Below are 11,005 nucleotides of genomic sequence, written 5' to 3'. Positions count from 1 at the left end.
CCCCCTATGACCGGAACGCCCCCGGATGCGTCTGTTCCCGTACGGACACGTACTGCTGCCGTACGGCCTGACCCACGGCCAGTTCCTCACCGGGCTCCAGAACCTGGGCGACCGCACCCTGCCAGACGGGTGGCAGCTGGGGGTCGAGCGTGCCCTGCGAGACGCCGAGGGCCCAGGCCGCCTGACGGGCCGCGCCCAGCGCCGCGTAGTCCGCCGGCTGGGGCACGACGACCTGCACGCCGAACAGCGCGGGCGCCGCGGCCTGCACGGCCGGCAGCTCGGCGGCCGCCCCGAGCAGGAACACCCGCCGTACGTCCACGCCGCGCCCGCGCAGCACGTCGAGCGCGTCCGCGAGCCCGCACAGCATGCCCTCGAAGGCGGCCCGCGCCAGGTGTTCGGGGCGCATCGACTCGCGCCGCAGTCCCGCGAGCGTCCCGGCGGTGTGCGGCAGGTTCGGGGTCCGCTCGCCCTCCAGGTACGGCAGCAGGACCAGCCCGTGGGAGCCCGGCGTGGACTTCATCGCCAGCTCGGACAGGCTCTCCAGGTCGGGCAGGCCAAGCAGTTCGACGACGCCGCGCAGGGTCCGTACGGCGTTGAGGGTGGTGACCACCGGCAGATGCATGCCGGTCGCGTCCGCCAGTGAGGTGATCATGCCGGAGGAGTCGACCAGCGCCTCGGGGTGTACGGCCATCACGGACCCGGAGGCGCCGAGGGACACGACCGCGTCCCCGAGCCCGATGCCGAGCCCGAAGGCCGCCGCCATGGTCTCTCCGGTGCCCGCGGCGATCAGCAGCCCCTCGGGTGTCGTCCCCGCCGCCTCGGACGGGCCCAGCACGTCGGGCAGCGTGGCCTGGTGGCCGAGCGCGAGCTCGACGAGATCCGGCCGGTAGTTGCCGGTCGCCGCCGACCAGTAGCCGGTCCCGGAGGCCCCGCCCCGGTCCGTGGTCCGCCGCATCGGCCGCCCGAGCAACTGCCACACCAGCCAGTCGTGCGCCTGTAGCAGTACGGCGGTGCGCAGCGCGGCGTCGGGCTCGGTCTTGTTCAGCCAGCGCAGCTTGGTCACCGGCTGGGCGGCCTGCGGTACGTGGCCCACGGCCTGCGCCCATGCCTCGCGCCCGCCGAGCGCGTCGACGAGATCGGCGGCGGCGACCTGTGCGCGCTTGTCACCGCCGACCATGGCCGGCCGCACCGTGTTGCCCTGCGTGTCCAGCGGTACGAGCGCGTTCTGCTGCGCGGAGACGCCGATGGCCTGCACGCCTTCGAGCAGCCCTCCGCCGGCCGCCTCGCCCAGGGACAGTAGCCAGGCCTGCGGATCGACATCGGAAGGACGGCCGCCGCCCTCGGTGGTTTCCACCGGATGCGGGGCATATCCCTGCCTGAGCACGGCTCCCGTGTCCGTGTCGCAGACGACGATACGAGTGAAATCGGGCGAACTGTCCAACCCGGCGACTATCCCCATGGCGGAAATTCTGCCGTACGGCGGGGGATGGGCGCGCCGGGCCGGGTGGTAGCGACCGGCTCACGGGGTGCCCGACGGGCCGGGGCGCAGGTCGGACGGGGTGGCGCGTTCGCCCGCCCCGCCAGGGATCCCCTGGCCCTGCCTGCCGTGAGTCGTACGGCTTTCGGTAGGTGGGGGCTGATCGGGTGGTTCCCCGCGCCTCTCGCGGGCCCTTACGTGTTGCTGGTGCCCCAGTCGTCCTCGCGGGTGCCGTTGGTGTTGCGTTCGCGCAGCGAGCGGACGCGGGCGGTGACCGAGTCGGGGACGTGGTCGCCCACCTTCTCGCCGACCGTGTGGAACGCCTTGCCCGCGATCTCGCGCCCCTGCTGGGCGGCGGTCTCGGCGGTGTTGCGCACCGCGGGGTTCTGCGCGACCTGGCGCGCGGACTTCTTCAGCTGCTCGTAGCGCTCGCGCCCGGCGCGCGTGCCGAGCACGTAACCCAGAGCCAGTCCGGCGACGAATGTGAGCCGGTAGCGCATGGCGGCCACCCTTCCCTTGCGTCGGCATCGGTGCGGGGGGAACCGATTGGCGGAGCACCCCCCTGCTTGCGCTAATGTATGTGTCGCAGCGAGCGCACGCCCCCTGGCGAATACCCGGGTAGGTGCGTTCGATGCAACGAGGCAATCCTCCGTAGCTCAATTGGCAGAGCAGCCGGCTGTTAACCGGCAGGTTACTGGTTCGAGTCCAGTCGGGGGAGCTCGATCTCCTGTAGCTCAATTGGCAGAGCAGCCGGCTGTTAACCGGCAGGTTACTGGTTCGAGTCCAGTCGGGAGAGCAACGGAAGAGGACCCCTCAGGGGTCCTTTTTCATGTCCGGCGGAACCGCGCAGGCCACGCCGCAGTCCTCATGGTCATGCGTTGCCGACCATCCGAAGCAGGAGATCGTATGAGCGGCTATGCTGCGGCAGACGGCGCGCACACATGTGCGCGACGCGCCGTAAGGGGCGGTAGCTCAGCCGGTTAGAGCAGCGGACTCATAATCCGTCGGCCGTGGGTTCGAGTCCCACCCGCCCCACTCCGCGCTACGCGTGAAGAAACGATGCCGCCTGCGCACTCGTGGTTTGTCAGCAACAAGGTTGCGGCCCCCGGAGCTGATCCGGGGGCCGCAGTCGTGCGTTTCGCGTTCTTTGCACTCGTCCGGGGGAACGGCCGGGGAATCGCCGTTCCCTGGTGTGACGTCAGTTCGAGCCGGGAGCGGCCCGATCGGGCCCGCGGGTGACGGGCGGGCCCGGGGGCCGGGTCAGGGCTGGACGGGCTTCCCGCGGCCCCAGGCCCAGGCGAGGCGGTCGGCGCCGGACTGGTTGGTGGTGGCGAGCCACGGGCGGGCGGGGTCGCCGGTGAGGGTCTGCAGGGAGTACGTGTCGTCGGTGCGCAGGCCGGGCCAGTAGACGGAGCCCATCTTCAGCTGGCGGAAGGTGTCGGTGACGGCCTGGACGTAGTTGACGTAGTTGTTGGAGGCGTCCGGCTTGTTGTAGTCGAGGCCGGTGGTCATCGGGGCGCCGAACTCGTCGGCGACGGTACGGCCCGCGCAGTCACCGATGCGCTCCTTGAGGTCGGACACCCACTGGTCGTAGGTGGCGTAGTCCTTCCAGAACCCGTAGTGGTGCAGGGAGAGGTAGGTGCCCTTCAGGCGCGGGTCGGCGCAGACGGAGGTGACGTGGTCGTTGTAGCCGGCGCCGCTGACGAACACCCGGTCGCGCGGGACGGAGGGGTAGGTGGCCAGCCACTTCGCGGCGATGTCGGCCCACTCGGTGTCGGTGTAGCCGTGGGGCTCGTTCATCGGCTCGAAGTAGACCTGCTTGTCGTTCCTGTAGGTCTTGACCACCGTGTTCCACATGGGCCAGAAGGTGGCGGGGTCGTCGATGAAGCCGTCCTTGCGGGCGCCCGTGCCCTCCCAGTAGGAGACGATGACCTTGAAGCCCTTGTCCGACGCGGCGTCGATGACCCCGCGGTAGGACTTCCAGTAAGAGCCGTTGACCGTGTACGGGTTGATGGGCAGCCGGACGGTGTTGGCGCCGAGGTTCGCGCGGAACGCCGAGATGATCCGGCTCGCCTTGGCGTAGGTCCGGGCGTAGCTGTCGGAGGTCGACAGGCCGGACAGTACGACCGGGTCGTCGGCGAAATTGTCACGCGGGTCGGCCCAGTTCACGCCCTTGAACTGGGTCGTGTCCTTGCCCGGCGCGGCGTGGACGGGGCCGCCGGCGACGGCCGTGCCGCTGGTCGCGGCGATGGCCGTGCCACTGGTGCCGGCGATCAGGAGCGCCACGAAGGCGGCGCGCAGGCGGGGCGTGAGGCGGGTTCTGGCGGGGGTGTTGCGCATCGACTTGCCCTTTCAGGTGACTGCGGCTCAGCGCCCGGCGGAGCCTGCGCGGGGCTGGGCGGCCGTCGGAAGGTTCGCCGGGCCGGACGGGACGCGGGGGCGTCGGCTCGCCGTCGTGGGCCCGGTGACGACCGGTGCTGTAGCGGTGGTGCGGTGGTGCTTCGCCGGTGGCGCTTGACCGGTGTGGGGAAGGGTGTGGGGGGAGCGCGGGGCGGTCCTGTCGCCCGCGCGGGTGGGTCTTGGCGTGCTCAAGGCAGGTGCGAGGCGCGGTTCTTGCGCCGTCTCGACCTCGACGGTCTCCAGCCGCCGTGAACCCTCGCCTGCGGCGCTGAACCCATCCGTCCGCTCCTCCCTGATCCACCGACCGGAACGCTGTGTTTACGTAAACATCGGTCGGCACGGCGAGGCCTGATCTCATGGCCGGGGCTGGGTCGGTGGCGATGTTTACGTAAACATGGCGGCGCCGGAATCGTGGCACCCGGGACAGTGATCGTCAAGGTTTCCCGCACGTGACGTCGTTGGGCTCCTGTGGTGGATTCCCGGCACCAGGGCGAGAGGGGTGAGCGGTGGTGAAGTGACGGAACCGGACGTCAGTCCAGGTCGTCGGGCGTGTGGAGGTGGGCGAGTACCTCCTCCAGGGGCAGGTCGAAGCGGTCCTTGTCGGCGGTCCAGTGGCGCAGAACCGTGGCGCTGGCCTCGGCCAGGGCGGGCGGGAGGCCGGTGGAGCGGAGGGTGGCGGCGATCTCCTCCATCTCGGGGGCCCAGCGCCAGGCGCGGGCCGCGATGCTGGGCAGATAGTCCACCTCGGCGAGAATCCTGGAGGTGATCGACTCGGCCTCCAGGGTCAGTTCGGCATCCACTCCGTGACGCGTGGCGAGCGCGTGAGAGACGGCGGCCAGCGCGCGGGCGGACTTCTGGAAGGAGGCGAAGGCCATCTTCAGTGCCGACGCGGCACCGACCCCGGCGTCGAGCGGTCGGGCGAGTACGGCGGTGCCCTCGAACACCGCGGCCACCCGGCCGACAGCCTCCGGGTCGCCGCTCAGGTAGAGCCGCGGGGCGCTGTCCGCCCCCGGAGGCGCTCCGATGATCGAGCCGTCGACCATGACGATGCCGCGGTCGCGGCAGGCTCCGTCGATACGGAGGGCCCGTTCGGGGCTGATGGCGTTCGCTTCCACGTAGATGCCGCGGAAAGCGTGCCCGAGGACCTCGTGCGCGACGTCCTCCGCCGCGTGCGGTGGACAGACCGACAGGACCAAGTCGCTGACGGCCACGGCGGACCCGAGTGACTCGGCCGCCTCCAGGCCGGCCTTCCGGGCCCGCTCGACGCTGGCGGAGCCGCGGCCTGTGGGGACATGGAGCACCCGGGCCCCGGCGCGGCGTGCCTGGGCGCCGACCTCCGCGCCCATGGCGCCGGGGTGCAGGAGTGTCACGGTCGTCATGAACGGTCCTTGTGGAGTCGGGGGAGATGGATGAGGGGAGGCGGGTGAGGGGGAGATGGATAAGGGGGGATGGATGAGGGGGGATTGATGAGGCGGAGGCGGGCGACGGGAGAGAGTTTCACGTTACGAGGAAGATCCGTCGGGCGCGGAGTGTCGCGGCGCGACCCCGCTCCGTGGCCCTCGCCCCCTCCTGACCCGCCATTCAGCTGATGGCGCGGCACATCACGACGTACGTAACCCTCTCGTGGCCCAAGCATCATTCACGCGTTCCCCTTTAGGGGGCCGGCGTTCGCTGTGTTTTGGCTGTGGGACGTTTACGCTTTACCGTCCTTTGGGCGTTGGATCCCCACTGCGCAGCCGGTTGTCATCAGGGTGTGCGCACCTTCTGTCCCCCCGCGTACGCAGCACTTCTCCTATACCTGCGAGGGTCAAAGAGCCATGCGAGCGTTACTCACCACCAAGACCGCCAGGCGCGCCCTGCGTCCGATCGCCGACCTCATCGATCAGCGCATCGATCGCCGGATCCGCCGCGCCCTCGGGGACGGATCCGAAGGCGGACTCCAGCGCGAGCTGGCGACACTGCGCAATCGTCAGCGGCCCCTCGAACTGCTGATCGACGGGACGGGGCGCGGCGTGTCGCGCATGCCGGCCCAGGTCCATCTCGATCGCGCCATCGAGGAGTTGGCGCAGGTGAGCGGAGACAAGAGCGGGGCGGAGCGGAACATCGCCCAGGCGTTCCGGCTGCTCATCGCTCTGGAGGCGCTCGGGGTCGGCCGGATCGCCGGCGGCACCATGAACATCTGCGGCAAGCTCTCCGCCGTCCCGCTGCTCGACCCGCCGAACGACGAGATCCTCGAGATCGGCACCCTGTACGGGATGTTCGGCGCGGCCCTGATCCGGATGATGGAGCGCGCGGGACGCGACCCGCGTCTGACGATCGTCGACCCGCTCGCGGGCCTCCAGTTGCAGCCCGGCACCACCGAGGGGGCCGACCCGACGGGCACTCCCGTGCGCGGCGCCGCGGTGCGCGCCAATCTGGCGCTGGTCGGCGCGGCCGGTGCGGCGGCCCGCGTCCAGCAGGGCTTCTCCGAGGACCCCGAGGTGCGCGCCCTGGTCTCCGACCGTTCCTACGGGGTGATCATCGTCGACGGTGACCACTCCGCCGCCGGTGTCGCCGCGGACCTGGAGTGGGCCGAGCGGATCGTCGCACCCGGCGGGATCGTCGTACTCGACGACTTCGGACACCCCAAGTGGCCCGGTATCAAGGAGGCTTTCGACAAGCACATGGCGACCGACACGCGGCTGACGTTCCTCGGCCAGGTGGCGAACTCGGGGTATCTGCGCGCGAGTGCGTAGAGAGGCGTTGCAGGGGGTCTGCCCATCGGCCCCGACTCGTGATAGAAGCGGCGGAAGGGGATTGTCGGATACTGAGAATGAGGTTCTGGCATGAAGGCTGTCGTAGTCGGGGCGTCGAGTGGACTGGGCCGGTGCATAGGGGTCGACCTGGGGCGCCGCGGCGACCAGGTCGCCCTGCTGGCACGCCGGCGCGACCGGCTGGTCGACGCGGCGAAGGAGGCGGGCCCGGACGCGCTCGCCGTCGCCTGTGACGTGACCGACGAGTCGTCCTGCCGGGCGGCGATCGAGGAGGCCGCCGCCGGGCTGGGCGGCATCGACGCCCTCGTCTACGCCACCGGCATCGGCCCCCTCGCCCCGGTCGAGAAACTCGACGCCGACGCCTGGCGCCGCGCCATGGACACCAATGTGATCGGCGCGGCGCTGGTCACGAGCGCCGCGCTCCCGCATCTGACGAAGTCGGGCGGGGTCGCCGCCTACCTGTCCTCCATCGGCGGCTCACTCACGCCGTCCTGGCCCGGGTTCGCCGCCTATCACGTGAGCAAGGCGGCCCTGGAGAAGCTCGTCGAGGCCTTCCGCGTAGAGCACCCGAGCGTGGGCTTCACCCGGTTCGTGGTCGGGGACTGCGCGGGCGGGGAAGGGGACTCCAGGACCGGGTTCAACGACGGCTGGGACCGGGAGTACGCGGCGCAGGTCTACCCGGTCTGGCGGCAGCGCGGCTATCTGACGGGTTCCCTGCTCGACGTCGACGAGTTCCTCCGTGTCCTCGACGTCGTACTGCGCTGCGGCGGCACCATCCCGGAGGTGACCGTGACGCCGCGCCCGCCCGTCCAGGCGTCCCAGGCCTGATCCGCCGGACAGGACCTAACGGCCCAGCGCCGCACCCCCGTTGATGTGCAGCAGTTGCCCCGTCAGGTAGGCCGCCTCCGGTGACGCCACGTACCGGACGGCGGCGGCGATCTCGGAGGGGTGACCCGGCTTGCCGGTCAGGGTCTGGCCGACCCGGGAGGCGACGAACTCTGGTGTCGCGCGGGCGCCGAAAAACTCCGTGTCGCCGACGAAACCGGGGGCGACCGCGTTCACGGTGATGCCCTCGGGGCCGACGCGCTGCGCGAGGGCGTAGGTGTACGTGTTGACCCAGGCCTTGGAGCCGCCGTACGAGCCGGGCCCGCGCAGCGAGGCGATGGAGGAGAGCTGCACGATACGGCCGCCGGGGCGGCGCATGTGCGGAAGAAGGGCCTCGGTGAGCAGGACCGCGGTCAGTACGTTGGCGTCGAAGTTGTCGCGGTAGCTGTCCGCGATGGAGGCGAGCGTGCCGTCGACTTCGCGGGCCGCGTTGCCGCCCGCGTTGGCCACCAGTACATCCACCGGGGTCTCGTCCGCCGTGATGAACTCCCTTACCCGGCCCACCTGTTCGGGGTCGGCGAGGTCCGCCGCGCACCAGCTCGCCGTCGACTCGCCGTACTGGCCGTTCAGGGTGTCGGCCGCCTTGCGCAGGACGTCCTCGCGGCGTCCTAGGAGCACCACCCGGTCCCCGTCCGCGGCGAACGCCTCCGCCGTCGCCAGGCCGATCCCGGTACCGCCGCCGGACACCACCACACGTCGCTGAGTCATGGCCATCCCGTCCTTGGATGTGAATTTCGGTCATGTGGGCGTACGGGCTGCGACGCTACGGAGACCGTGAGGGGACGTCAAGTGAGTTGTGGGCGCGGCTCACAGAGGCTCACGGGGGCTCACAGGGGCGACCGCCAGGTGACCGTCGTGCCCGAGCCGCCGCCCTCCGCACGGCCGTTGCCCGTGTCGCCGTCGTCGAAGACCGTCAGGCGGACCCCGGGGCGTCCGTCGGGGAGGGGCGCCGTCGCGTCGACCGTGATCTCGACGCGGGAGACACCGGCGCGGCGGGAGGCGGCGGCCAGGGCGCGGCGCAGCGCGGTGAGCAGCCGGCCGGCGACGGGCTCCACGAGAAGGTTCTCCACCGCGCCGGTGAACCGGGTGGAGGGCTGGAAACCCAGCACCACGGCCGCGGCCGCCGCCTCCCGCAGGACCTTGCCACGGAAGGTGGTGGGGGCGTCGGCCGGCGGCTGCTGGAGCGCGAAGATCGCCGTGCGGACCTCCTGGACGGTGGACTGGAGTTCGTCGACGGCACGGCCGAGGATCGCGTGCGCGTGGTCGTCCGCACCGGCGCTCCTGCGGTGCGTGGACTCCAGCATCATGCCGGTCGCGAACAGCCGTTGGACGACGAGGTCGTGCAGGTCGCGGGCGATGCGGTCGCGGTCCTCGTAGACCGCGAGCCGCTCCCTGCTGTGCTGGGCCTCGGCGTGGACCAGCGCCAGCGCGGCCTGTGAGGCGAACTGGGTGGCGAGCAGCCGCTCCACCGCGGTGTACGGACGGCCGCCGCGCCGGCGGGGGAGGGCGAGTGTGCCGATGAGACGGCCGCCCGCCTGGAGCGGCAGCATCATGCTCGGCCCGAACCGGTGCCGTACATGCGTGGTCATCCGCGGGTCGGTCGCCGAGTCGTCGATGAACACCGCTTCGCCGCCGAGGAGTTGTTCGAGGACGGGGCTGCCCGGCTCGATCATGGCGCCGACGATGTCGGAGGGGTCGTCGAGCGTGGAGGCGGTCACGACCTCCATGCCGCCGTCCTCGGTGGGCCGCAGGATGACGCCGGCCTCGGCCTTGGCGAGACGCCTGGCCCGTTCGGCGACCGTCATCAGCGCGTCGGCGGCGCTCTCGCCGCTGAGCAGCGCGGTGGTGACGGCCGCCGCGCCCTCGATCCAGCGCTCGCGCTGTCGCGCCGTCTCGTACAGCCGGGCGTTGCCGATCGCGATGCCGGCCTGGGTCGCCAGGACTCGTACGAGTTGCTCGTCCTCGTCCGTGAACGGGGCGTCGCGCTTCCCGGTGAGGCGCAGGTCGCCGAACACCTCGTCGTCGACGTGGATCGGCACGACCAGCTCCGACGGCTCCGACGGCTCGGACAGGTCGGGCGGCTCGGGCGGCCGGGGAGGACCGGCGAGATCGGGGCGTTCCGCCGTACGGATCTCCTTGAGCCCGTCCCGTGCCGGATCGGTCATGTCCAGCGCCGCGTACCGGGCGTCCGTGAGCTCGGCGGCGGCGTCCACGATGTGCTGGAGCGTGGCCCGCAGTTCGAGGTCGGTGCCGACGCTGAGGACGGCTTCCAGGAGCGACGGCAGGCGGGGGACCGGATCGTGCATACCGGGGCCTTGTTCCGGGGCCCGGCCGTCAGAGCGCCAGCGGGTCCAGCGTCAGCGGCTCGATCTTGCCCTCCAGCATGTAGCCCAGGCCCTGCACCGCGCACACGTCGGGACGCTCGGCGATGTGCACCGGCATGCCCGTCGCCTGCCGCAGCATCTGGTCGAGGCCCGGCAGCAGCGCGCTGCCGCCGACCATCATGATGCCGCGGTCGGCGAGGTCGGCCACCAGGTCGGGCGGGCAGGCCCGCAGCACCTTCCCGATCCCGTCCAGTACGGCGGTCAGCGGGGTCTGGATGGCGTCGCGTACGGCGGCGGTGTCGACCTGTACGGACCGGGCGAGGCCGGTCGCCACGTCCCGCCCGTGGATCTCCGTGGACGCCGGGCCGTGCGGGGTGAGCCCGTTGCCGGAGAGGGCGAGCTGCAGGGGCCGTACCGACTGCGAAGGAAGCATCAGCTCGTGCTGGTGGCGCAGGTGCTGCACGATCGCGCGGTCGACGGCCTCGCCGCCCACCGGAATGCGCTCGGCGGTCACGATGGACCCCAGGGACAGCACGGCGACCTGGGTGGCGGCCGCCCCGCACACCATGATCATGGTGGCTTCCGGCTGTTCGACGGGCAGCCCGCACCCGACGGCGGCGGCGATCAGCGTGTCGACCAGTTCGACCCGCCGCGCCCCCAGCCCGACCAGTGTCTCGATCGCGGCGCGCTGTGCCAGGGGGTCCGCGTCGTGCGGGGTGCAGGCCGCGGCGCGCAGCCGGGGCTTGCGGCGCAGGGCGCGGCGGACCTTGTCGCCGAGCAGCTGGCGCAGCATGCGCTGGGCCATCTCGATGTCGACGACCGTGCCGCCGGACACCGGCCGCATGACCCGGATGTAGTCGGGGGTACGGCCCGTCATCTTCTCCGCGAACTCGCCGACCGCGATCAGCGCGCCGTTCCTGGTGTTGATCGCGGCGACACTAGGCTGATCGACGACCAGCCCCGCGCCCTTCACATACACCCGGGTCCGGGCCGCGCCCAGGTCGACGGCGAAGTGACAGCGGCGCAACCGCTCGAGACTGGCGGTCATGGCAGGTCCTCCCGAGAGCAGACCGTGGGGGCTCCGCCGGGTGGCGGTCCTTCCTCGCATCGTGGACGGGCGCCGGACCAGGCGCCTTCTGTGGGGGGCCGGGCGGGGTGCCGCTGGA

General features: G+C 71.5%; 9 protein-coding genes and 3 tRNA genes. 5 read left to right on the top strand and 7 right to left on the bottom strand.

Translation table 11 applies throughout. The features are described from left to right. Window positions 1–4: 4 nt before the first annotated feature. Together ACFZDJ_RS04360 and ACFZDJ_RS04355 are read right to left on the bottom strand one after the other, a co-directional pair. Window positions 5–1,459 (bottom strand): FGGY family carbohydrate kinase, encoded by a 1,455-nt coding sequence (locus tag ACFZDJ_RS04360; protein ID WP_390927585.1) that lies wholly within the window; start codon window positions 1,457–1,459, stop codon window positions 5–7. A gap of 212 nt (window positions 1,460–1,671) precedes the next feature. Further along, window positions 1,672–1,977, bottom strand: a complete 306-nt coding sequence (locus tag ACFZDJ_RS04355; RefSeq protein WP_054233549.1) for a hypothetical protein — start codon at window positions 1,975–1,977, stop codon at window positions 1,672–1,674. Between the two features lie 145 nt (window positions 1,978–2,122). On the opposite strand from ACFZDJ_RS04355, the gene ACFZDJ_RS04350 reads away from it, so the two are divergent. From ACFZDJ_RS04350 to ACFZDJ_RS04340, 3 genes are all read left to right on the top strand, one after another. Further along, window positions 2,123–2,195: transfer RNA gene (locus ACFZDJ_RS04350), tRNA-Asn, on the top strand. A 5-nt stretch (window positions 2,196–2,200) separates the two neighbouring features. Beyond that, window positions 2,201–2,273, top strand: a tRNA-Asn gene (locus tag ACFZDJ_RS04345). A gap of 165 nt (window positions 2,274–2,438) precedes the next feature. Continuing rightward, window positions 2,439–2,512 (top strand) — tRNA-Ile (locus tag ACFZDJ_RS04340). 225 nt (window positions 2,513–2,737) lie between these two features. On the opposite strand, the gene ACFZDJ_RS04335 is transcribed toward ACFZDJ_RS04340, so the two are convergent. Together ACFZDJ_RS04335 and ACFZDJ_RS04330 are read right to left on the bottom strand one after the other, a co-directional pair. Then, window positions 2,738–3,817: a glycoside hydrolase family 5 protein gene (locus ACFZDJ_RS04335; RefSeq protein WP_389599946.1), complete on the bottom strand. Its 1,080-nt coding sequence runs from the start codon at window positions 3,815–3,817 to the stop codon at window positions 2,738–2,740. A 590-nt stretch (window positions 3,818–4,407) separates the two neighbouring features. After that, window positions 4,408–5,256, bottom strand: coding sequence for a DUF1932 domain-containing protein (locus ACFZDJ_RS04330; protein WP_391056007.1), 849 nt, complete (start codon window positions 5,254–5,256; stop codon window positions 4,408–4,410). A 438-nt stretch (window positions 5,257–5,694) separates the two neighbouring features. Here ACFZDJ_RS04330 and ACFZDJ_RS04325 point away from each other — a divergent pair, with 438 nt between their 5' ends. Further along, the gene (locus ACFZDJ_RS04325) at window positions 5,695–6,612 is read left to right on the top strand and encodes a class I SAM-dependent methyltransferase (protein ID WP_391056004.1); all 918 of its coding nucleotides are present in this window, start codon (window positions 5,695–5,697) and stop codon (window positions 6,610–6,612) included. Between the two features lie 90 nt (window positions 6,613–6,702). Beyond that, the gene (locus ACFZDJ_RS04320; RefSeq protein ID WP_391056001.1) at window positions 6,703–7,458 is read left to right on the top strand and encodes an SDR family NAD(P)-dependent oxidoreductase; all 756 of its coding nucleotides are present in this window, start codon (window positions 6,703–6,705) and stop codon (window positions 7,456–7,458) included. A gap of 15 nt (window positions 7,459–7,473) precedes the next feature. Here ACFZDJ_RS04320 and ACFZDJ_RS04315 read toward each other — a convergent pair whose 3' ends face one another. From ACFZDJ_RS04315 to ACFZDJ_RS04305, 3 genes are all read right to left on the bottom strand, one after another. Beyond that, on the bottom strand, window positions 7,474–8,223 hold the full coding sequence (locus tag ACFZDJ_RS04315) for an SDR family oxidoreductase (RefSeq protein WP_390927592.1): 750 nt from the start codon (window positions 8,221–8,223) through the stop codon (window positions 7,474–7,476). A 119-nt stretch (window positions 8,224–8,342) separates the two neighbouring features. Further along, entirely contained in the window at window positions 8,343–9,821 is a 1,479-nt protein-coding gene (locus tag ACFZDJ_RS04310; RefSeq protein WP_391055998.1) for a GAF domain-containing protein, read from the bottom strand. 28 nt (window positions 9,822–9,849) lie between these two features. Further along, entirely contained in the window at window positions 9,850–10,887 is a 1,038-nt protein-coding gene (locus ACFZDJ_RS04305) for a rod shape-determining protein (RefSeq protein ID WP_075026728.1), read from the bottom strand. Between the last annotated feature and the right edge of the window lie 118 nt (window positions 10,888–11,005).

Source organism: Streptomyces sp. NPDC007896, assembly GCF_042959425.1.
Taxonomy (GTDB): Bacteria; Actinomycetota; Actinomycetes; order Streptomycetales; family Streptomycetaceae; genus Streptomyces.
Note: the sequence above shows the minus strand (reverse complement) of the source record. Positions and strands in the feature narration are given on the sequence as shown.

Coding starts and splice junctions, on each gene's coding strand:
- ACFZDJ_RS04315 (WP_390927592.1), bottom strand. CDS start 8,223: ATGACTCAGCGACGTGTGGTGGTGTCCGGCGGCGGTACCGGGATCGGC.
- ACFZDJ_RS04320 (WP_391056001.1), top strand. CDS start 6,703: ATGAAGGCTGTCGTAGTCGGGGCGTCGAGTGGACTGGGCCGGTGCATA.
- ACFZDJ_RS04330 (WP_391056007.1), bottom strand. CDS start 5,256: ATGACGACCGTGACACTCCTGCACCCCGGCGCCATGGGCGCGGAGGTC.
- ACFZDJ_RS04310 (WP_391055998.1), bottom strand. CDS start 9,821: ATGCACGATCCGGTCCCCCGCCTGCCGTCGCTCCTGGAAGCCGTCCTC.
- ACFZDJ_RS04305 (WP_075026728.1), bottom strand. CDS start 10,887: ATGACCGCCAGTCTCGAGCGGTTGCGCCGCTGTCACTTCGCCGTCGAC.
- ACFZDJ_RS04325 (WP_391056004.1), top strand. CDS start 5,695: ATGCGAGCGTTACTCACCACCAAGACCGCCAGGCGCGCCCTGCGTCCG.
- ACFZDJ_RS04335 (WP_389599946.1), bottom strand. CDS start 3,817: ATGCGCAACACCCCCGCCAGAACCCGCCTCACGCCCCGCCTGCGCGCC.
- ACFZDJ_RS04360 (WP_390927585.1), bottom strand. CDS start 1,459: ATGGGGATAGTCGCCGGGTTGGACAGTTCGCCCGATTTCACTCGTATC.
- ACFZDJ_RS04355 (WP_054233549.1), bottom strand. CDS start 1,977: ATGCGCTACCGGCTCACATTCGTCGCCGGACTGGCTCTGGGTTACGTG.